A 21,712-nucleotide genomic window follows, 5' to 3' on the forward strand; every position below is an offset into this window, starting at 1 on the left:
GCAGCACTTTTATCCAGGCGGGACTCTTTAATGGCGAGTATTTTTACCCAAATCATCAATGGCGACCTGCCGGGGCATTTTGTCTGGCGCGACGACGTGGCCGTGGCAATCATGACGATTGCACCAATCAAACCCGGCCACTGTCTGGTAATTCCGGTGGAGGAAATCGATCATTGGGACGATGTGCCCGCGGAGGTGAATGCACACCTCATGAGCGTGGCGGGCAAGGTGGCCAAGGCGCAGAAGCAGGTGTACAGCCCGAAGCGGGTGGGGGTGATGGTGGCTGGTCTGGAAGTGCCCCATACCCATTACCACCTGGTACCAATCAACGAGATCCCCGATCTGGATTTCGCGTTACAGCAACAGGCTGAACCTGAAGTACTGGCTGCAGAGGCGGCGAAGATTCGCCAGGCCCTGGTGGATCTCGGTTACTGCGACAGCACTGAATAATCGCGCCGGGGTCGGTGTTGCTGCGCTGCATCCAAACCCCTTCGCGGTAGCGTCCTACTGGCAATGAACGGAGGTGGCAGCCCCAGGGGCCATCGCATACATCAGCTAATGACCACAGGTAATCGGACCATGGGTTCCAGAATTTCAAGTTTTGCTCGTTTTTTAACCGCTTTGGTGTTGGCGCCACTGTTACTCACGGGGGCTGCGAGTAGCTACGCGGAACAGAGCCGCAGTTTCGCAGCGGAGGGTTTCTCAGCCATTGTCCTGAAGGGCGGTTCCACTCTTGAAGTGGTTCAGGGGCCTGAGTTCTCCGTGACCGCTCACGGGGAGAAAAATGATCTGGAACACGCCAGAGCGGAGGTCAGTGGTAACACCCTGTCTCTATCCGTAGAGTCTGACCGCAAAAGTCTGTTTGGTGTAGTCACCGTCAGCAGTGAGCCGGAAATCGCCTTTCGCGTTACATTGCCGACCATCACTGCCTTACGTGTTACCGGCTCCGGTAAAGCCTCCGCAACCACCCTCGAGAGCGCAGAACTCGATTTACGCGTGACCGGGTCCGGGGTGATTCAGGTGGCGAAAGTGGCGGCAGAGTCACTGAATACCAACGTTACCGGCTCCGGCGACCTCATTCTCGGGACTATTCTCGCTGTGCAGGGGAATACCGGTGTGACAGGCTCGGGCGATGTTCGCATGGACAATTTTATCGGTGAGGCGCTGAATGCGCAGATAAAGGGGTCCGGGGATATGGTTATTGGAGGCAAGGTCGCCGACCTGAAGATCACTGTGATGGGATCTGGTGACTTTGTGGGCCGCAATCTGCAGGCTACCAATGCCGGAGGCACCGTAATGGGGTCGGGGGACATCGTGCTCAAGCGCCCGGCCAGTGAGAATTTTTCGGTGATGGGTTCCGGAGACATCGCGCTTGTAGAGTAGAGTGGTGATACTGGTCGGTGGCCGGCGCGGTTGTGACCTGGAGCGCTGTTTTTGCGTCGCGTATAGGGTCAATGGGGTAAATGGAGTTTGAGTGAGTTCTGAAAACCAGGGTGGTACCGGCAGCGGCCGTTTGCGCGGCTTGAAGAAACAGTTGCGCCGATTGGGAAAGGAGGCGCTGGATAAATCCCACTGGGCTGCCGAACGCCTACTCGACCAGCGTTTGTGTATTGGCATTACCGGCCTCAGCGGGGCCGGAAAATCCACTCTGATCACCAGTTTGATCTATCAGTTGAGCCATCCTGACAGGGCTCAGCTGCCAGGCTTTGCGCCGGCCTTGAATGGTCGTCTGATTGGCGCCGAGCTCCATCCCGCGGTCGACGCCGGGTTACCCCTGTTCGAGTATCAACGCTGCTTAGATGCGCTGACTGCCAATCCTCCGCGCTGGCCAGAATCGACCCGCGACCTCTCCGCCCTGGAACTGCACCTGCACTTACAGAGCCGCCGCCTCGGGCGCAACTACCGACAGAAGCTGATTCTTGAATTCCGCGACTATCCGGGCGAATGGCTGATGGATCTGCCGTTGCTGCGCATGGACTTTACGACCTGGTGCAGGCACCAGAGCGATTTACTGGCGGGGGAGAGTCGTCGCGCACTGGCACCGCTGCTACTGGATCGCCTGGCGAAGCTGGTACCCGAAGCAACCGCGGATCCCCGTGAGCTGGATAGCCTGTGGCAGGATTACCGGCAATTTTTGCGTGACTGTCGCGGCAGTGCCCGGTTGAGTTATCTGCAGCCCGGTAGGGCGCTGCTCGACAATGACGAGTATGGATTTTTCCCGCTACCGGCACTGGCGCATCAGAACGCCACAGAACTGGCGGCGCTGCCGGAGAACAGCAATTACCGTGTCCTCGAGGCCCGTTACCGGGAATATGTGGAGGCCCGGGTAGCGCCGTTTGTAGATAGCCATTTTCGTCATCTGGATCGCCAGCTGGTACTGGTGGATCTGATCGGAACACTGTTTGCCGGCGAAGACGCATTGGAAGATATGCGCAAGGCGTTCGGGCATATTGCCGATACCTTCCGCTACGGGAGGAATAGCCTGTTGCGTAAATTGTGGCGGCCGCGTATCGACCGGCTTGTATTCGCCGCAACCAAAGTGGATCAGGTGCTGGCGGCTGATCACGACGCATTGCGCCAGTTGTTGGGGCAGCAGCTGCAGCAGGTGTTTTCCGGAGCGCGCCACCGCGGGCTACCCCTTTATTGCGAGGCCATCGCCGCAGTGCGCTGTTCAAATGAAAATGTGCGCGACGGGCGGCGCATGTTGGTGGGGCATGGTATGGATGGCCGCTATCTCGGCTTTGAGAACGCAGAAATCCTCGCCCACCTGCCGCAGGAAGCTGACTGGCAACATTACAATGGTGGCTTGCCCCCGCAGTTGCGACCGCCGTTGGGCATCGGGCGGGAGGGCTATATGCCGCATATACGAATCGATGCGCTACTGAATCTACTGCTGGGAGACAAGGTGTGACGGATTTGCCCGACGATAACGCCATTCCTGCCGGTAAAGCTCCCGGAGGGCGCAATGAGCCCCGACGTCAGACCCGCATCGAGAATCTGGATGCCGAGGAGCCAGCCCTGCGCGAGCGTGCCAGTACCCGGGTGGAATCTCTCGCCGACGAGCCCGAGCAGCTGCCGCGCTCGATCACAACCGGTGAGTCCCTGCCCAACACCATTTCCTTTTCCGAGCTGCGTCTACCGGTATTCCGCTTGCGCCTGTGGAAGCCGGCACTACTTGCTGCACTGGCTCTCACGTTTGGAGCCGTGTTCTGGGAGTTGCGGCAGTTTTTCTACTGGGCAGCCGATATGCACTGGAGCCTCGGGCTGTTGGCTGGGGTCATTATTGGCGCGCTGGTGCTAACTATGGCCAGTGCGGTGTGGGAGTATTTTCGCGCAGGTAAACCGCTGCGCAAACTACAGAAAACCCAGCAGCTCGCCGCCGAGGTGCGCGATAGTCGCGCCACTGATGCGGTTGAGCCGCTTAATCAGCAGTTGCGGGAGCTGTTTGACGGCAAGCCGCAGGGGGCGCTCTTGGCCAGAGTGCAGGAAGAAACGCCGGATTATTTCGATAACAGCGAACTGCTCAAGCACCTGGAACTCAACTTTTTTGAGGCGCTGGATCAGGAGGCATTGCGACGTATCGTGCGGCATGCCACTACCACGGGTGCTCTTGTAGGGTTGAGCCCTTTCACGACGCTGGATGTTCTGGTGGCGCTGCGTCAATCCATGCGCATGATCGACGATGTTGCCCAGATTTATGGCGTGCGCCCTTCCATCGTGGTGCGCTGGCGACTGTTTAAGAAAATACTGGCGCTGGTGGCCTATAGCGGCGCGAGCGAATATGCCGTGAGTGAGCTGTGGCCGGAGCTGGTGGGCGATAGTATGTTGAGTACCGTGTCTGCGCGGTTGGGGCAGGGCATGGGGGCGAGCCTGTTTATGGCGCGTATTGGCCTCGCCGCGGTGCACAGTTGTCGGCCGATCCCGTTTTCCGAAAAGCAGCGTCCGAGACTCGGAGCACTCACGCGCAGAATCGCCGCCAGCCTCAAGGAGCGGCTTCTGGGGCGCGACCCAGGGGGGGTGCCAGATATCTTAGTGGCCGAGATGGCAAAGGGGGCGGGCGAGCGCGAGCCGGTGGCTCGCCAAACAGGGAAGGAAGGGGGGTGATCGCGTTCAGCTGACTGCGCGCAGAACGCCCCCCCCTTGTATGGATGATTACTGGAACTGCTTTTTCATCAAGATGCGGGTGTGGTGCTGATCCATCAGCTCCGCGAGTGTCTCGTAGCGGCTTTTGATAAACGGGTGCGGATTATTCGCCCCGGACTCGTCCGGGTATTCGACCCCTTCCCGTACCAATTGCAGTTCCTTGGCAAGGGCATCAATGGCTGCAAAGATGTCCTTGGTGTTCTTCTCATCGTGGAACACGTGGACACTGGCAGTATCCTTGAGGTAGGCGTCGCATTCTGACAGCCACTCCGAACGCTGCTTGAGGAAATTGATGGTATTGCGAATACCACCCTTGTACTCCGGCTTAAAATTCTCATTAACGTACTTGCCCAGGCTTCGCATCCCGGAGTCAACGAACTGTTCTACCAGTCCGTCGCAGTAGCTCTCGGTGAGATAGGACGGGTGAGCGTTGGCAGCGGCGTGTCCGGAGGTCATCAGGAGACCGAGTGTCATGGCGGCACTCAGCGCCTGTGTTACCTTCCGGCGTAGAGTCGGCTGGCTGGATTGAGTTACGTGTGCTGTTTTTGGTTTTGGCGTTTTCATTTTCGAGTGCCTTGCTGTTGTTTTCGCTATCAGGCTTGTTATTGTGATAAACATCACATAAGTATCTAAACGCCAGTCTTATGTCAACGGCTTTTAAGTTCGAAATGTCACTTATGTGCCAATTGCGGAACCAGTCCGCGTTTCCCTCGGCCATTTCGTGGTGATATGGGTAGTTTTTTCGGCAAAAGGAGTGAGTTTTGTCAGAATTTGATTTTGATCTTTTCGTGATTGGTGCCGGCTCGGGCGGTGTGCGCGCTGCGCGCATGGCGGCTGCGGCGGGCATGCGTGTGGCGGTTGCGGAGGATCGGTATATGGGCGGAACCTGCGTGAATGTCGGCTGTGTGCCCAAAAAACTCTTTGTGTATGCCAGCAGCTATCGCGAAACCTTCGAGGACGCCGAAGCCTATGGTTGGCAAGGCCAGGTGGGCGCCGAGTTCGTGTGGCCGACCCTGCGTGACAATAACGCGAAGGAAGTGGCGCGCCTCAATGGTATTTACCGGAATCTGCTGGGTACTTCCGGCGTCACCATTATTGATGGTCGTGCAAAGCTGAGTGGCAAACAGCAGGTATCGGTTGGCGAGACTCAATACTCGGCGGAGCGTATTCTGATTGCGACCGGTGGCTGGCCCTTCGTGCCGGAATTTCCGGGCAGTGAGTACGTTATTACTTCCAACGAAGTATTCTCCCTCGAGGTGTTTCCCAAGCGGGTGCTGGTGGTCGGCGGTGGCTATATTGCCGTAGAGTTCGCCGGGATTTTCGCCGGGCTCGGTGCAGAGACCCATCTGTCCTATCGTCGGGACCTGTTTCTGCGTGGATTTGATAATGATGTGCGTCGCTTTGTGCGCGACGAAATGGCAAAGAAATCCGTGCATCTGCACTTTGAGCATCATGTTGAGTCCATTGAGAAGTGTGCCGATGGCAGTCTTCGGGTGTGCGACAGTGACGGCAATGTGCTGGAAGTGGATGCGGTGCTTTACGCCACCGGGCGCAAGCCCAATACAGCCGGGCTCGGCCTGGAAAAGCTTGGGGTCGTGGTGCATAAGGACGGCACCATCGGCGTGGATGACAATTTCCGCAGCAGTGTCACTTCCATTTATGCGTTAGGTGATGTGACTGGGGGGCCGGAACTGACACCCGTGGCCCTGGCGGAGGCGATGGCGTTGGTGAAACACTGGCAGAGTGGCAAGACCGCGGAAATTGATTACAACAATATTCCTACCGCTGTGTTCTGTCAGCCGAATATCGGCACTGTAGGTCTGACCGAAGAGGAAGCTCGCCAGGCAGGTATTCCTGTGCAGGTGTTCCGATCTGATTTCCGCGCAATGCGTCACTCGGTCAGTGGGCGCGATGAGCGCACGCTGATGAAGTTGATTGTGGACCGCAGCAGCGACAGGGTAGTCGGTGCACATATGGTGGGCCCTGATGCAGGGGAGATTATTCAGGGGCTGGCGGTCGCGATGAAGGCCGGTGCGACCAAAGCTGTATTTGATCAGACGATCGGTATACACCCGACCGCAGCGGAAGAGTTCGTGACCATGCGTACTCCAGTGGCGGATTGACGCATTCGTTTGGTGATGTATGAACAAGGCGGGGTATTACCCCGCCTTTTTGGTTGGACATCTGCAGGGGCCTGGAGCCCACTGCGGGAAAATTTTGTCAGTGTGTTCAGTCTGTCTGAGCTCGGTTGGGGAGCGGTTTACTACTCCTCGGTGACAGCCTCTACCTGCGGCATTTGGTGGCGACGGGTTTTGCGGCGGTCGCCACGTTCTTTCAGGCAGCGCTCAGCAGAGCTGAAGGCGCCATTGACCGCTCGGTGAATGGAGTCGCTCTCATTGGTGATGGTGACTGGGTTGCCGCTCACGGCGAGCTCAACGGAAGCTTTGTACTGCTTTCCTTTGTGCTTGTGTTGATGGGGGGCTTCGAGGACCACACGGCTTCGTATGATATCGCCACAATAACGTTCCAGCTTGTCCAGCTTTCTGGAGACCGTGTCTGCGAGGGCGACAGATTTGTCGATGTCGCGGAACACAATGTTATCGTAGGGCGCAGATTTCATGGGCACATACCTCCGGTTATAAAGGGTCCATGCAGGCCGCGATGCGCGGTTTGCTGAAAGAAGGTAGGGCGCCCTGTAGGGAGAAAATGACGGGGTTGAAGATTTGGTCACCAGAGGTCGCGGAGTAGTGGCTGCAATTGCAGCCTGTATAAAGTTTTGCGCTCGGGCCGGTTTTCAACCAGGTCAGGACTAACTCCCTGTGATCCATAATGCGATTCTCAGAAAAAAAATCAAGCACCAGAATCAATAAAATGTCATAAATATTTGCTAGTAATCGGGGAACTTTTCAGCGGGAAAGAAACTGCGAACTGAGGCACAGGTCACTCAATGCCCAGCATTCTAGTTGGCATGGTCATTGCTGCGTAAAAATGTGTGGGGTAAATTTGTCAGGTACATGAGAAAATGTGCCTGAGGGCGACTTTAGGCCGATTGAAGTCCTGTAGTGGGACCTTTTGATCGCCGGGTTGCTCAATATTCATACTGTCGGCGCCGAAAAGTGGTCGCTCGGCACATCAAGAGCGTCCGGGAAGGTATTTTGCGGTCGCTCTCTCGAAGTAAAAAATCAAACAATGGATTTTGACAATGGTGGTAAACCGTGGCCGCTCGCTGCTGATTGCGGGCCTGTTGGGGGTGATTGGCTGGAATTCCGCGCTGCAGGCAGCTTCTTCGCTGACCGCGGAGCAGAACAAGCTTGCGCGTATGGAGCAGGTTCAGGAAAACCGACTGGTCGAGTTGGAAGATGTTGAGAACGAAATGCTGGCTTATGAGTACAAGCTGCAACGTGCTCAGGAAGCGCTCAGCAAGGCGCGGGAAAACTATCAGCAGAGCCTGATGGAATTGAAGGCGGCGGAGCGCGAGCACAAGGGTGCGCCGAGCACCGATACCGAGCGCGCCCTGCACAAGGCGCGCCATGCGCACGATATGGCGGAACGCGGTGTCGATAGCCGCAACCGTCGCGTTGAGATTATTCAATCCAACTTCGCCGAGCTGGAGCTGCGGCTGCAAGAATCCCGCGAGTCGGTTGCGGGTGGCAAGGCTCGCCTGGCCAGCCAGCAGGCGCTGGTGGACACAATGGTGAAGGCCATGCTGTCGGAGGCAAACACCAAGGCGAAGGCGCAGGCGAAGAAAGCGGAACAGGTGAAAAGCGCCCCGCCGGCGGTGGCCATGTCGCAACCGAATATTCCAGAGCCGACACTGGCTTCCCTGGCGCCTGTTGAGGCGGCACCGGTTGCGGATGAGCCCTCTGCCGAGGACGCGTCGGTGAGAGAGATCGACCCTGAGCTGCTGGATTATGTACGTGGAGAGCGCGAACGCCTCGAGAAGCTGCTGGGGGAACTCGACGAGGGGGAAGATGGCAAGCACACTTTCCGCAATCTGACGTTAAAGCCATCGGGAGAGGATTCCATTGAGTTCGAATTTCTCGGTCAGAACCAGTACAAGTTGATTGCCCCGGTCAGCGCCGGACGTCAGACCTATAAAATCAATTCCTGGCGTTTCCGCCGGACTATTCCTTCTGATGATGACGGCGAGCGGTACGTGTTTATTTTTGACGCCCGTCGTCTATCGCGCCCGCGCCTGGTCATGTACCCCGAGTATGTACTGTCTTATCTCGACTGACAGGTCAAACTTGCGCCCCTAATGCTTGTGCGGGGGTGCCGCCAAAAGCCCGCCGGTCTGATCGCCGGCGGGCTTTTTTGTGCCTGTTTTGTGCCTGTTTTGTCCCTAGGGAACCTCTGATTAAGTCCCTAAGTTTTCGCTTCGGGAATCGAGGGTCCCGTTAACGGCAGTGTCAGTAGAGGGCGGTACTGGCTGCCACCGGGCGCGAGCAGGCTCTGGTAGAGCGTCAGGTTGTCCAGTGCGCAGGTGAAGTCTGCCGGGATGGGGGCTGGCTGGGAAAAGCCCGCTGCGCTGCGTGCAAGGGTGAAGTGTGGGCGAAATGACTTTCGCTCGGGTTTTTTTCCGGTAGCGCTCATGAGTGCCTGACATGCCTGGTGCAAGTCGGTTAGTCCAGGTGAGGGAAGTAGTTCCGCTGCGAATAGTGCAGCGCGCTTTTTGGGAAACGGGTGTGCACTGACAATTCTCCCGCAAAGAGGGGGCGATAGGCTGGCGATCTCCTCCATCCGCTGCTCTATTGCGTCCAGGTGGGACGGGTCCGTTTCGCCGAGAAATACCACGGTGAGGTGCCGGTTGCCATGGCTGGTCCAGCGAACTTTTCTCGGTATGCCGCGCAGCTTCGCTTCGCGGCAGATTCCGTCAAGAAAGCGCTGGGTACTCTGATCTGGAGTAACTCCTACAAACAGTCGGATCAAATCGGAGGCCGGGGCCTTTCGATGTGTGCGCACATTTTTTTGCATATTTTTTGGGTTTGGATCTTGAAGCCGAAACAGGCGGCCCTATATCTATGGGTAAGGGAGCAGGCTCGACAGAGGTGCTCCTGAAATACTGGTCAGCGCTCGCTATCGGGACAGCACCAGTCAATAACCGCCCGGTACAGAAGCGAGGCTTCACCAAGGTACGGGCAGCTTCCAAATATTGCTCTGAATTGAGGATATGACAATGCGTAATATCGATTTTTCTCCACTTTATCGCTCTGCAATTGGCTTCGATCGTCTGGCTAGCCTGCTGGATTCCATGAACAGTGCCGAACAGAATCAGCCAGCCTATCCCCCTTACAATATCGAGTTGACCGGGGAGGATGCTTACCGGATTTCCATGGCTGTGGCGGGGTTTGAGCAGTCAGAGCTGGATATCCAGGTGGAGCAAAACCGCCTGACCGTCAGTGGTAAAAAACCTGCGGACGAGAACCAGCGTAATTTCCTGCACCGCGGTATTGCTGCGCGCAATTTCGAACGGCGCTTCCAGTTGGCTGACCACGTGAGAGTGGTGGATGCTCAACTCTCCAACGGGTTGCTGCATATTGAGCTGGTGCGCGAAATTCCGGAGGCGATGAAACCTCGGAAAATAGAAATTTCCGGTGGTAACTTACTTCAGGCCAGTCCGTCAGGCCCGCAAGCTGTTGCCGAGGACGACGAGCAAGGCAAGGACGAGCAAGCCGCCTGATCGTGGATTCGTCGCAAACGAACCAGAATGGGCTGGCGTCGTCAGCGTCTTGCCCCCTGTGCCGCCTTCGGGCGGCACAGCCGTTTCTATACCACCGGGATCGCTTAAAAAAGGGGTATCGCGCCGTTGCTGAGGCCGGATCTCGGCTGTACTTTCAATGTGCTGGTTGTTCCCTGGTATACGTACCCCGTCAGTTTCACCTCTCTCCAGCGCAAGAAAAAGCCTACTACGATCTGCACGAAAACAGCCTGGAGGATCCCGGCTATGAAACGTTTCTGGGCCGATGTGCCGATCCGTTAATTTCTGCTTTACCTGCGGCTGCGGAGGGATTGGATTTTGGTTGTGGTCCGGCGCCTCTGCTGGCCCGCTTGCTTGAAAACGCCGGCCACCGCGTGGCGACTTACGATCTTTACTATCAGCCGGATGCAACGGTGTTGGCGAGATCCTACGATTTTATTGTCAGCACCGAAGTGGTAGAGCACCTGAGTGCACCGGGTGATGTAATCGAGATGTTGTGGCAGCGGGTGCGGCGGGGAGGGGTGCTTGCGCTGATGACCAAGCTCGTTGTCTCCAGAGAGCGTTTCGCCAGCTGGCATTATATTCGCGATCCCACTCACATCGCTTTTTTCAGTCGCGACACTTTTTCCTGGTTGGCTGCGCATCTGGGGGCCGAGCTGGAATTTGTCGCGTCTGATGTGGTTTTTTTGCGGCGGCCGGTTTGACCGGGTCAGGTGTTGACTCGAAACAGTTTTGCCCGCACGGTCGTACGGTACTCGCTGGGGGTGGTGGATAAGAATTTTTTGAACAGGGCGGTAAAGTGCCCCATGTCCTGGTAGCCCACCTTCTCGGCAATTTCATTTACCGATAGATTGCTTGACTGTAATAATTCTCTGGCCATGTCCACGCGTACATTCTGCAGATACTGCAGGGGTGTTTGCCCGGTTGCCAATTTGAAGCGGCGATTGAAGGATCGCACGCTCATGTCGAATGTTTTCGCCACTTCACTCAGTTTTACGTCATCGCTGCAGTGCTGCTTCAGCCATGTCTGAGCCTGTACGATGTCTTCGTCCGGATGCAGGTGCACCGCACCCTCTGAGTAGGCAATTTCTTCAAAGGGGCGACGGATTTCGTGGGAAAAGTTGCGCTCAACATGGCTCGCCACTGACGGACCGTAAAGTTGCCGGATCAGGTGCACCGTTACATCCGCCAGCGCGTTCACACTGGCAGCGCAGAACAGCTTATCGGTCTGGGTAATAAAATACTGACGTTTGAGTTTTACTTGCGGATAGTCTGCGGCAAACCGCTCAAAATAATGCCAATGAGTGGTGGCCGGCTTGCCGTCCAGTAGTCCGGCCTCTGCAAGAAAACACACGCCGGTACCAACGGCGCTGATCGCGGCACCTTTGCACGCCTGATCGTTGAGCCAATCCAGTAGTGGTGTGCTTCGCTTGAGTGCCGGGCGGGGATTTCGCCACAGCGCGGGGAGGTAGACGATATCGCTATCGGGGACCTGGGCAAGGGCCATGTCTGGCGCTAGATTGAATCCGGAACGCGATCTTACCGGGGCGCCATCGACACTTGCGGTGATCAGTTTCAGAGGGGTGGATTTTCCCTCTGCCCGTGCCCGGCTCTCTGCCCCGCGCAGCATTTCCAGGGGCAGCATTGTGCCGGTGGATAGCATTTGGTCAATCAGCAGGAAAGTGACGGTGGGCATCAGGTAACTCTCTGGGGTAACTCTCTAGGGTAGCGTGGAATTCAGTACTGCAGTCGACCTTGTGGCACGACCGCAGGATAGTGATGTGTTCAGCACTATTCGCCGCACGTTCTCCGCCGCCACCGGGCCTCGTACCAATGCAGCCCGGCGGGTGTACAGGCGCAATGGCCAGATGGTCAAAATTGCTGGCCAGTATGCCCATAACGAGGCCGAATCGCCAGCCCCTAAACTGGCGCACATCCGATTTTACCGGGTCAATTTGTTTCGTATTTCCGTATCAGGCTGGAGGTCAGGATGCAGCGCCTACCCGTTATCACTGCGTTTGGGGGATTTAACCCGGCAGGTCGCAGTTCCTTCCACCGCGGCTACAAGCGCGTGGTGTTGGATAGTCTCGGGGCGGAAGAGCGCACCGATGTACTATCTGACCTGGCGGCACTGATGGGCCTGCGCACGGGCGCGGAGGTTACAGGTCCCCTGGGTGCAGAGCTGGAACAGCGGGTGCTGGAGGGTACCCTGGTGCGAGCACTTGAACCGCGGTTCTACGATTATCGCCAGTGCCACTTCCATCAGCCGGCTTCTCTGGCGAGTACTGAAGGCTTTACTTTTGAGATGTCTGCACGTCAATTGCCAAACCCGCTGCCAGCGGATTGGCAGGTAGAGGCGCTTGAGGCCGGACGGGTAAAAGTGCGTGCCGGCAGCCTGTCGGTGATGCTTGATAGTCACCGGGAAATTGCGGTGGCGTCTGCGGGACAGTTGCCCACCGGCTTTGAGCCGGGCGAGCAGTACAATTCCCGGTTCCATCCCCGGGGCCTGCAGTTGGCGATTCTCGGCGCCTCCGATGCGGTGCAATCACTGGGAATCGACTGGGGCATGGTCGCCGAAAAGGCCGGGCCCGACAAAATTTCCGTTTATGCCAGTTCCGCCATGAGCCAGTTAGATCCCAATGGCAACGGTGGCTTGTTGCAGTCGCGCCTGCGCGGTGGCCGTGTCAGCTCCAAGCAGCTGGCGCTGGGTCTCACCAGTATGCCGGCCGATTTTGTGAATGCCTATGTGCTGGGCAGCGTGGGAACTACTGGTGCGGTTGCCGGTGCTTGTGCAACTTATCTCTACAATCTGCGCTCGGCGGTGGAAGATATTCGCTGTGGCCGCGCTCGGGTTGCGGTTGTGGGGGCTGCGGAAGCTCCGCTGGTGCCGGAAGTGGTCGATGGCTACGCCACCATGGGTGCTTTGGCCAATCTGGATGGGCTGCGCAAAATATTCGGCGAGAATATCGATTTCCGCCGCGCCAGTCGCCCATTTGGTGACAACTGCGGCTTTACCCTGGGCGAGGGTAGTCAGTGGGTGGTGCTGATGGACGATGAGCTGGCTCTTGAGCTGGGTGCGCCCATTCACGGGGCTGTCGCCAATGTCTTCGTCAATGCCGATGGGCCCAAAAAGTCCATATCTGCGCCAGGCCCGGGTAACTATCTGACGGTGGCGCGCGCCATGGCGGAAGCCCGGGCGATTCTCGGTGAAGAAAGCTTGCGCCAGCGCAGTTTTGTGCAGGCACATGGTTCCAGCACCCCGCAAAACCGGGTTACTGAGTCAGCAATTTTTGATCGCCTGGCGGCGGCTTTCTCGATAAAAGAGTGGCCAGTGTGTGCGGTGAAGGCGTTTGTGGGGCATACCGTGGCGGCCGCCAGTGGGGATCAACTGATCACCAGCCTGGGCGTGTTCAACCGCGGTATCCTGCCCGGTATCACCACCATTGATCGGGTAGCGGAGGATGTGCATCACGAGCATCTTGCTCTTTCTTTGACGCATGTGGAGCGCGACCCTGAGACTCTGGATGTGGCATTCCTTAACTCCAAGGGGTTTGGTGGTAACAACGCGACAGCCAGTGTGCTTGCGCCCCATGTTACCCGGCGCATGCTCACCAAGCGTCACGGCCAGGCTGCATTTACCGCATACCAGAAGCGCAATGAGGCGGTAGCGGAACAGTCTGCGGCCTACGATGCGCGTGCCAGTCGCGGTGATCTCAACGCCATTTACCGATTCGGTGAAGGTTTGATCGATGAGGCTGCCATTGAGATGGATGCCCATACACTGACGCTCCCCGGTGGGGCTGGTGCCATTTCTCTGGATGCGGACAACCCCTTTGCGGATATGGTCTGAGTAGGTCCGATGCTGGCCCGTGAGAGCGGGTCAGCATCGGTACCTTCGGCAGAGTATTCCGCTGTCTGCCGCTTCGCGCGCCTATCCCGACTTTCCTCACTTCATTGCTCGCCCCACGGGCTCCCCCAACAGCCGCTTTTTCCCGCTATGCTTGCTGCGCACACCGCTGTTGCCGGGGTGAGCCCACGTAGAAATAAATTCCCCGGTTCGTGAACGATTGGGTCAGATTTTGATCGGAATGGGTGCAAGACCACAATATTTGCACCTGCATGCACCGAACCGGACAGTGGATATGGCAGAAATGGTATTCAAACACACGTTTGAATCTGGCTATACTTGGCGCGTTGACTGATTTCGGACAGTGCGTCATCAACTGGCAACACGAGTGCCGCACGCTGTTCGCGGCGAGTCCTATCTCAGTCTTGCACAACCCGACCCCCGGACCGGTCCATTGATACCAATGACACCGGGTCACCAATCAATGAGGTCAATAATGTTATTTAGTGGCAAAGCGCTATCCGTGCAGATGCTGGAAAACGGCATCGCGGAACTGAAATTCGATCTGGAAGGCGAGTCCGTCAACAAATTCAATCGTCTCACGGTATCGGAGTTTTCCGACGCTCTGGATGCGATTGAACAAGTGGGCGATATCAAAGGCTTACTGCTGACCAGTGGCAAGAGTGTATTCATCGTCGGTGCCGACATTACCGAATTTGGAGGAGCCTTCTCCGCCGGTCCGGAAGGCATCGCCGAACTGATGAACAAGAACAACGAGAATATCAATCGCCTGGAAGACCTCCCGTTCCCCACAGCGGTAGCCATCAACGGTTACGCACTGGGCGGCGGCTTCGAGGTCTGCCTGGGTTGTGACTTCCGTGTAATGGGCGACAAAGCCAAGGTGGGCCTGCCAGAAGTAAAACTGGGCCTGATTCCCGGTTGGGGTGGCACCGTGCGTCTGCCGCGCGTCGTCGGTGTTGATGTTGCGGCCGAGTGGATTGCGGCGGGTAAAGAGCAGCGTCCGGATGCGGCGCTGACCGCTCATGCGGTGGATGCGGTAGTTCCGACCGACAAGCTGAAAGACGCCGCGCTGAAATTGCTCGAACGCGCCATTGCCGGCGAGTTGAATTATGAGAAGCGTCGCGAGATCAAGAAGTCGCCGATCCCGCTGAACGACACCGAAGCACTGATGGCCTTCTTCACTACCAAGGCGTTTGTCGGCCAGCAGGCGGGGCGCAATTATCCGTCGCCGGTGAATGCGGTGACTTCTATCGAGCAGGGCTACAAAGTCGATCGCGAAGAAGCCCTGAAGATTGAGCAGCAGCAGTTTATTGCCAGTGCCCAAACCGAAACCGCCAAATCTCTGGTGGGTCTGTTTCTGAGTGATCAGAAAGTGGGCAAGGTGGCAAAAGGCTGGGAGAAAAAGTCGGACAAGGATATCGAGCGCGCTGCGGTACTGGGCGCCGGTATCATGGGTGGTGGTATTGCCTACCAGTCTGCCTACAAAGGCACGCCGATCAAGATGAAGGACATCGCTCAGGACGGCATCGATCTGGGTCTGAAAGAGGCGGGCAAACTGCTTACCAAGCTGGTTGATCGCGGTCGCATGACCCCGGCGAAAATGGCTGAGACCCTGAACCGCATCGAGCCCACTCTGAGTTACGACGGTTTTGACAATGTCGATATTGTTGTCGAGGCCGTGGTGGAAAACCCGAAGGTGAAGCACGCGGTGCTAAAAGAAGTGGAAACCAAGGTGACCGACGATACCGTCATAGCCTCCAACACTTCCACCATCTCCATTGACTCCCTGGCGGAGCCACTGTCCCGCCCGGAAAACTTCCTCGGCATGCACTTTTTCAACCCGGTGCACAAAATGCCGCTGGTGGAAGTGATTCGCGGTGAGAAGACCTCCGAAAATGCCATTGCACGCGTTGTGGCGTATGCCAACAAGATGGGCAAGAAGGCCATCGTGGTGCGCGATTGTCCTGGGTTCCTTGTAAACCGCGTACTCTTCCCGTATTTCGCTGGCTTCGCCATGCTGGTGCGCGACGGCGCGGATTTCCAGCAGGTGGACAAGGTGATGGAGCGTTGGGGCTGGCCAATGGGCCCGGCTTACCTGATGGATGTAGTCGGTATTGATACCGGTGTGCACGCTGAGCAAGTGATGGCGGAAGGCTTCCCGGACCGCATGGGTAAATCCTTCACTGCTGCTTCTGATGTCATGTATGAAGCGGGTCGTTACGGTCAGAAAAATGGCAAAGGTTTCTACGTCTACGAAGAAGACAAAAAAGGTCGTCCGAAGAAAGTGGCAACCGATGAGGCCTATGAGCTGCTGAAGCCCCACGTTGCCGAGCGCCGTGAGTTTGAAAACGAAGAGATCATCGAGCGTATGATGGTGCCGATGGCGACCGAGCTCGCCCGCTGCCTGGAAGAAGGTATTGTGGATTCTCCTGCGGAAGCGGATATGGCGCTCATCTACGGCATCGGTTTCCCGCCGTTCCGCGGCGGCATTTTCGCTTGGCTGGACAGCATTGGTCTCGATACCTTCGTGAAAATGGCCGAGAAGCACAGCGACCTGGGTCCGCTGTATGAGCCGACCAAAGGTATGCGTGAAATGGCTGCCAGCGGCAAAACCTACTACGGCGACAAGTAAGGAGAGTTTCCATGAGTCTGAATCCTAGAGATGCCGTAATCGTCGACTACGCGCGCACCGCCATGGGTCGATCCAAGAACGGTGTTTACCGCAACGTGCGTGCGGACGACATGTCTGCAGAACTGCTGAAAAAATTCCTGCAGCGCAACGACAAGCTGGACCCGAAAGAAATCGATGACCTGATCTGGGGCTGCGTAATGCAGCGCGACGAGCAGGGTTTCAATGTGGCGCGGTTTATTCTGCTGCGCGCGGGTCTTCCGCACACCATTCCGGCGCAGACTGTAAACCGTCTGTGTGGCTCTTCCATGTCGGCGCTGCACACTGCGGCGGCGAATATCCAGGCCGGTGTTGGTGATGTGTACGTGGTCGGTGGCGTAGAGCACATGGGCCACCTGAACATGATGGAACATGTGAGCCCCAACCCGATGCTGGGGCGCAACATGGCCAAGGCCGCCGGTTCCATGGGTATGACCGCCGAATACCTGGCAATGATGCACGGTATCCAGCGCCAGCAGATGGATGAATTTGGCGCCCGCTCTCACCAGCTGGCCGCCAAGGCTACCAAGGAAGGTAAGTTCAATCGCGAAATTATCGCGATCGAGGGACACGATGAAGACGGCGTGCCGATGCTGGTGGAAACCGACCAGACCATTCGCCCGGATACTACTGCGGAGGCGCTTGCCCAGTTGAAGCCGGCATTCGATCCGAAACATGGCCAGGTGACTGCCGGAACCTCCTCGCAGATTACCGACGGCGCTTCCGTGATGCTGGTGATGTCGGCGGAGCGTGCCCAGTCTCTCGGTCTGACGCCGATCGCCAAAGTGCGTGAGATGGCATTGGCTGGTGTGGATCCTTCCATCATGGGTTACGGCCCGGTTCCCTCCACGCAGAACGCGTTGAAGCGTGCCGGCCTTACCATCGAGGATATTGACAAGCTGGAATTGAACGAGGCCTTTGCGGCGCAGGCGTTGCCGGTGCTGAAGGACCTGAATCTGCTGGACGTCATGGACGAAAAGGTAAACCTCTACGGCGGTGCGATCGCCCTGGGGCACCCCTTCGGTTGTTCCGGTGTGCGTATCACCGGAACCTTGCTGTCCGTCATGCAGAATGAAGGCGGTAATCTCGGCGTTTCGACCATGTGTATTGGTCTGGGGCAGGGGATTACCACGATTCTCGAGCGCGTCTAAGTCGCCGGGATTCGCGTATGAGATCAGGGCGCCTGCGGGCGCCCTGATTGTTTTCGGCGTACTTATTGAAGCCCTGTGTCCACTGTGGCACAATCTGCTCCCCTCGCTGGACGTGCAGCCTGTTTTTTTCTAAAAGTTCAGGGAAATCAAAGGCTTATCCGCGAGTGTGTCGTTGGGGACGTGGTGGAATTGGTAGACACGCCAGATTTAGGTTCTGGTGCCGCAAGGTGTGAGAGTTCAAGTCTCTCCGTCCCCACCAATCAGGAATTTTGCAGTCCGTGCTCATTCGGTACCTTCAACGCGCTTGCGAAGTGCGCTCAGGGAGGTAGTGGCGCGGGCTGTTTGTATTTGGCGGCCGAACAAGCATCGGCGCAACGCTAATCGCTGGTGCGGGCAAGCATTCCCGTAGCCCGGCATTCAGTGAAGAGAAGAGTCTCACGAGGATTAACATGCAGGTTTCCATCGAAACAACTTCCGGTCTGGAACGTCGCTTAACCGTCAATCTGCCGGCAGAAGTGGTTGATAAGGAAGTAGACAAGCGCCTTCAGCAAGCGGCAAAGACCGTGCGCATCAACGGCTTCCGTAAAGGCAAGGTGCCGATGAAGGTTGTGCGTCAGCGTTTTGGTGCTGGAGTTCGTCAGGAAGTGCTGGGCGAAGTAATGAGCCGCTCTTTCTACGACGCTGTTCAGAAGGAGCAGGTTAAGCCGGCTGGTCAGCCGAGCATCGAAGCCAAGAATGTGACCGAAGGTGAGAATCTGGAGTACGTAGCGACCTTCGAGGTTTATCCGGAAGTTGAGCTGGCGGACCTGTCAGAAATCGCCGTTGAGCGTCCCGTGGCTGAAGTAACCGATGCGGACGTGGACAATATGATCGACGTTCTGCGTAAGCAGCAGTCTGGCTGGAAAGAAACCAAGCGCAAGGCTCAGAAAGGCGACCGCGTAACCATCGACTTCGTTGGCCGCAAAGACGGCGAAGAGTTTGAGGGTGGTAAAGCCGAAGGTCAGCAGCTGGTGTTGGGTTCTGGCAGCATGATTCCCGGTTTCGAAGATGGCATCCTCGGCATGAAGCCGGGCGAAGAGAAAGAAGTGGAAGTAACCTTCCCTGAAGATTACCAGGCGGAAAACCTGAAAGGGGCGAAAGCCGTTTTCACTATCAAGGTGACTGCGTCTGAGAAACCGGAGCTGCCGGAGTTGAACGACGAATTCTTCGCGGGTTATGGCGTTGAAGAGGGTGGCGAAGAGAAGTTTCGCGAGGAAGTGCGTGGCAATATGCAGCGCGAGCTGAAGAATGCGGCACTGAATAAGGTCAAGACCCAGGTCATGGACCAGCTGTTTGAAAAGCATCAGGTGGAAATTCCCGCTGCACTGGTAGCGGGTGAAGTTCAGACCCTGCGCGGCCAGATGATTCAGCAGTTTGGCGGTCAGATCAAACCGGAAGATGCTGCGAAAATGCTGCCGGATACCATGTTTGAAGATCAGGCAAAGCGTCGAGTAGTACTGGGCTTGGTAGTTGGCGAGATTGTGAAAGAAAACAAACTGTCCGTCGATGCTGACCGTGTAAAAGCCAAGGTTGAAGAGCTTGCTTCCACTTATCAGCAGCCGGAAGAAGTGGTTGAGTACTATCTGAATAACCGCGAGCTGCTGGCTGGTGTCGAGTCCGTAGTGCTGGAAGATCAGGTTGTTGATTTTGTTTTGGATAAAGCAAAAGTCAGCGATGTCGAAAGCAGCTACGACGATGTGATCAAGCCACAAAAGCAGTCTTGATTCGCGCTCGATAGTGTTTAAGGCGGCCACCTTCGGGTGGCCGTTTTCGTTTATGGGTTTTGTATATTCAGCTCGGTGGCGCGAGTGTCAATCTGGCATTATTGCGAATGAGCGGTTAAGCTCAGGTTGAGCGAATTTTTCAGAAGTGTGTCTTTTTTGAGCACATGCGTTCTGACCCGCCTAATACGCCGAAAAAGGAAGCATCGTATCCATGGCATATTTTGATAATCCAATGAACTCCAAAGAAATTCTCGCCACTGGTGGCCTGGTGCCCATGGTGGTGGAGCAGACTGCCAGAGGGGAGCGTTCATTCGATATTTACTCCCGTCTGTTGAAAGAGCGCGTGATTTTTATGGTGGGCCCGGTCGAAGACCATATGGCCAACCTGGTGGTGGCGCAGCTGCTTTTCCTGGAAGCGGAAAACCCGGACAAAGACATTCACCTGTACATCAACTCCCCGGGTGGTTCGGTGACGGCTGGAATGTCGATCTATGACACCATGCAGTTTATCAAACCTGACGTCAGCACCATGTGTATTGGTCAGGCCTGTAGTATGGGGGCTTTTCTGTTGACGGCGGGCGCGGAAGGCAAGCGCTACGCGACACCAAATTCCCGCGTGATGATCCACCAGCCCAGCGGTGGTGCTCAGGGGCAGGCGTCGGATATTCATATCCACGCTCAGGAAATCTTGAAAATCCGCGCGCGCCTGAATGAGCTGATGGCGCATCACACAGGTCGAAGCGTGGCGGATATCGAGCGCGACACCGACCGCGACCGCTTCCTCAGTGCCGACGAAGCCAAGGAATATGGTCTGGTCGACGATGTGCTGGCCCAGCGTCAGAATTTGGGCAAGTAATACTGCAGTCGGACTGACTGCGCACCAAATCCCTAAAATACCCGAGGGTGAGGGGAGGGTTGTCCCGCGGATTTCCGCAAGCCATAGCGGGAACTGTGGGGCAGCGCTACCGCCGTACCCGGAGGAGAGAATAAAAAAGCTTGAAAATCCTGCCAAAAGACCGCATCTTGGCTATGAACCCTATTTGCCGCCGAGTTTTGGCTGGCTATGAGACCACGGAGTACTTAGATGACTGAAAAGAACAGCGGAGACGATAACGGCAAACTCCTTTACTGTTCCTTCTGTGGCAAGAGCCAGCAGGAAGTGCGCAAACTGATCGCAGGCCCCTCTGTATACATCTGTGACGAATGCGTCGAACTCTGCACCGATATCATCCGTGAGGAGGTGCAGGAAACCGTCGATGGCGACGATTCCCGTCTGCCGACTCCTCAGGAAATTACCGAAATCCTCGACCAGTATGTCATTGGTCAGGCGCGCGCCAAAAAGGTGCTCGCAGTTGCGGTATACAACCACTACAAGCGTCTGCGCACCAGTAAAGGTGTAAAAGGTAAAGACGATGTGGAACTCGGTAAATCCAATATTCTGCTGGTTGGGCCTACCGGCAGTGGTAAGACTTTGCTTGCCGAAACCCTTGCGCGACTGCTGAATGTGCCGTTCACCATCGCTGACGCGACCACGCTTACCGAAGCGGGCTACGTTGGTGAGGACGTCGAGAACATCATTCAGAAGCTGCTGCAGAAGTGCGATTACGATGTGGAAAAGGCCCAGCAGGGTATCGTTTACATCGATGAGATCGACAAGATTTCCCGCAAGTCGGACAACCCGTCGATCACTCGTGATGTGTCCGGGGAAGGTGTGCAGCAGGCTCTGTTGAAACTGATCGAAGGAACCGTCGCTTCTGTTCCGCCTCAGGGGGGCCGCAAGCACCCGCAGCAGGAGTTCCTGCAGGTGGACACCTCCAATATCCTGTTCATTTGCGGTGGTGCATTTGCAGGGCTGGACAAGGTGATTCGCGATCGTTCCGAGAAGGGTGGCATCGGCTTCTCCGCGGAAGTAAAGTCCAAGGATAGCAACAGTAACTTCGGCGAAGTGCTGCTGGATCTGGAGCCGGAAGACCTGGTGCGTTACGGTCTGATTCCTGAATTTGTTGGTCGTCTGCCGGTGACCGCGACTCTGGAAGAGTTGAACCGCGCCGCCCTGGTGCAGATTCTCACCGAGCCGCGCAATGCCTTGACCAAGCAGTACGGCAAGTTGTTCGATATGGAAGGGGTCGAGTTGGACTTCCGTCCGGATGCGCTGGACGCGGTTGCCACCAAGGCCATGGAACGTAAAACCGGTGCCCGGGGTTTGCGTTCGATCATGGAATCTGTGCTGCTGGAAACCATGTACGACATCCCGTCCATGGACAATGTGGCCAAGGTGGTCATTGACGAAGCGGTGATCAAGGGCGAGTCCGCACCGCTGCTGGTGTATGAGCAGGCCGAGGCGCAAAAAGTGGCGCCCGAGGAGTAATACTTCGGGCCCTGAGCTGGCTCCATTCGCCTATGAAAAAGCCCCATTTTGGG

The 21,712-nt window shown here is 56.6% G+C and carries 18 protein-coding genes and 1 tRNA gene; 15 read left to right on the forward strand and 4 right to left on the reverse strand.

Translation table 11 applies throughout. The annotated features are described in order from the left end of the window. Window positions 1–30: 30 nt before the first annotated feature. The 4 genes from AAFH99_RS09310 to AAFH99_RS09325 all read left to right on the forward strand — a co-directional run bounded on the left by AAFH99_RS09310 (window position 31) and on the right by AAFH99_RS09325 (window position 4,104). Window positions 31–450 (forward strand): HIT family protein, encoded by a 420-nt coding sequence (locus tag AAFH99_RS09310; protein WP_043316792.1) that lies wholly within the window; start codon window positions 31–33, stop codon window positions 448–450. A 129-nt stretch (window positions 451–579) separates the two neighbouring features. Next, window positions 580–1,383 carry a GIN domain-containing protein gene (locus tag AAFH99_RS09315; RefSeq protein WP_043316787.1) on the forward strand — a complete coding sequence of 268 codons (804 nt, stop codon included), beginning with the start codon at window positions 580–582 and terminating at the stop codon, window positions 1,381–1,383. A 91-nt stretch (window positions 1,384–1,474) separates the two neighbouring features. Then, window positions 1,475–2,911, forward strand: a complete 1,437-nt coding sequence (locus tag AAFH99_RS09320) for a YcjX family protein (protein WP_406827569.1) — start codon at window positions 1,475–1,477, stop codon at window positions 2,909–2,911. Continuing rightward, complete coding sequence (locus tag AAFH99_RS09325; protein ID WP_231491535.1) at window positions 2,908–4,104, forward strand: TIGR01620 family protein; 1,197 nt, start codon at window positions 2,908–2,910, stop codon at window positions 4,102–4,104. Before AAFH99_RS09320 ends, AAFH99_RS09325 begins: the two co-directional genes overlap by 4 nt. Window positions 4,105–4,152: 48 nt before the next feature. On the opposite strand, the gene AAFH99_RS09330 is transcribed toward AAFH99_RS09325, so the two are convergent. Continuing rightward, window positions 4,153–4,617, reverse strand: a complete 465-nt coding sequence (locus AAFH99_RS09330; RefSeq protein ID WP_231491533.1) for a hypothetical protein — start codon at window positions 4,615–4,617, stop codon at window positions 4,153–4,155. 287 nt (window positions 4,618–4,904) lie between these two features. Between AAFH99_RS09330 and gorA the strand changes: the two genes are divergently transcribed. After that, the gene (gorA, locus tag AAFH99_RS09335) at window positions 4,905–6,266 is read left to right on the forward strand and encodes a glutathione-disulfide reductase (RefSeq protein ID WP_043316780.1); all 1,362 of its coding nucleotides are present in this window, start codon (window positions 4,905–4,907) and stop codon (window positions 6,264–6,266) included. Between the two features lie 140 nt (window positions 6,267–6,406). Here gorA and AAFH99_RS09340 read toward each other — a convergent pair whose 3' ends face one another. Beyond that, on the reverse strand, window positions 6,407–6,763 hold the full coding sequence (locus tag AAFH99_RS09340; RefSeq protein ID WP_043316777.1) for an HPF/RaiA family ribosome-associated protein: 357 nt from the start codon (window positions 6,761–6,763) through the stop codon (window positions 6,407–6,409). 582 nt (window positions 6,764–7,345) lie between these two features. On the opposite strand from AAFH99_RS09340, the gene AAFH99_RS09345 reads away from it, so the two are divergent. Beyond that, window positions 7,346–8,380, forward strand: coding sequence for a hypothetical protein (locus tag AAFH99_RS09345; RefSeq protein WP_406827570.1), 1,035 nt, complete (start codon window positions 7,346–7,348; stop codon window positions 8,378–8,380). A gap of 128 nt (window positions 8,381–8,508) precedes the next feature. Here the strand turns inward: AAFH99_RS09345 and thpR are convergent, their stop codons facing one another. Further along, a complete protein-coding gene (thpR, locus tag AAFH99_RS09350) occupies window positions 8,509–9,117 on the reverse strand; it encodes an RNA 2',3'-cyclic phosphodiesterase (RefSeq protein ID WP_406827571.1) in 609 nt (202 codons plus the stop codon). A 202-nt stretch (window positions 9,118–9,319) separates the two neighbouring features. Here thpR and AAFH99_RS09355 point away from each other — a divergent pair, with 202 nt between their 5' ends. Both AAFH99_RS09355 and AAFH99_RS09360 read left to right on the forward strand, forming a co-directional pair. Then, a complete protein-coding gene (locus AAFH99_RS09355) occupies window positions 9,320–9,823 on the forward strand; it encodes an Hsp20 family protein (protein ID WP_043316768.1) in 504 nt (167 codons plus the stop codon). Window positions 9,824–9,825: 2 nt separating this feature from the next. Beyond that, window positions 9,826–10,545 (forward strand): class I SAM-dependent methyltransferase, encoded by a 720-nt coding sequence (locus AAFH99_RS09360; protein WP_051686946.1) that lies wholly within the window; start codon window positions 9,826–9,828, stop codon window positions 10,543–10,545. Between the two features lie 5 nt (window positions 10,546–10,550). Here AAFH99_RS09360 and AAFH99_RS09365 read toward each other — a convergent pair whose 3' ends face one another. Beyond that, window positions 10,551–11,537, reverse strand: coding sequence for a GlxA family transcriptional regulator (locus AAFH99_RS09365; protein WP_043316766.1), 987 nt, complete (start codon window positions 11,535–11,537; stop codon window positions 10,551–10,553). Window positions 11,538–11,831: 294 nt separating this feature from the next. On the opposite strand from AAFH99_RS09365, the gene AAFH99_RS09370 reads away from it, so the two are divergent. From AAFH99_RS09370 to clpX, 7 genes are all read left to right on the forward strand, one after another. Further along, window positions 11,832–13,691, forward strand: a complete 1,860-nt coding sequence (locus AAFH99_RS09370; RefSeq protein WP_406827572.1) for a beta-ketoacyl synthase — start codon at window positions 11,832–11,834, stop codon at window positions 13,689–13,691. A 493-nt stretch (window positions 13,692–14,184) separates the two neighbouring features. Next, window positions 14,185–16,341, forward strand: a complete 2,157-nt coding sequence (fadB, locus tag AAFH99_RS09375) for a fatty acid oxidation complex subunit alpha FadB (protein ID WP_406827573.1) — start codon at window positions 14,185–14,187, stop codon at window positions 16,339–16,341. Window positions 16,342–16,352: 11 nt separating this feature from the next. Then, window positions 16,353–17,528: an acetyl-CoA C-acyltransferase FadA gene (fadA, locus tag AAFH99_RS09380; protein ID WP_406827574.1), complete on the forward strand. Its 1,176-nt coding sequence runs from the start codon at window positions 16,353–16,355 to the stop codon at window positions 17,526–17,528. Window positions 17,529–17,702: 174 nt separating this feature from the next. Beyond that, a tRNA-Leu gene (locus AAFH99_RS09385) sits at window positions 17,703–17,787 on the forward strand. Window positions 17,788–17,977: 190 nt separating this feature from the next. Further along, window positions 17,978–19,291 carry a trigger factor gene (gene tig / locus AAFH99_RS09390; RefSeq protein ID WP_043316756.1) on the forward strand — a complete coding sequence of 438 codons (1,314 nt, stop codon included), beginning with the start codon at window positions 17,978–17,980 and terminating at the stop codon, window positions 19,289–19,291. A 211-nt stretch (window positions 19,292–19,502) separates the two neighbouring features. Continuing rightward, the gene (gene clpP / locus AAFH99_RS09395; protein WP_043316754.1) at window positions 19,503–20,147 is read left to right on the forward strand and encodes an ATP-dependent Clp endopeptidase proteolytic subunit ClpP; all 645 of its coding nucleotides are present in this window, start codon (window positions 19,503–19,505) and stop codon (window positions 20,145–20,147) included. A gap of 228 nt (window positions 20,148–20,375) precedes the next feature. Next, window positions 20,376–21,659: an ATP-dependent Clp protease ATP-binding subunit ClpX gene (clpX, locus tag AAFH99_RS09400; RefSeq protein WP_043316752.1), complete on the forward strand. Its 1,284-nt coding sequence runs from the start codon at window positions 20,376–20,378 to the stop codon at window positions 21,657–21,659. The last annotated feature ends 53 nt before the right edge of the window (window positions 21,660–21,712 follow it).

Source organism: Microbulbifer sp. ARAS458-1, from assembly GCF_045348205.1.
Classification (GTDB): domain Bacteria; phylum Pseudomonadota; class Gammaproteobacteria; order Pseudomonadales; family Cellvibrionaceae; genus Microbulbifer.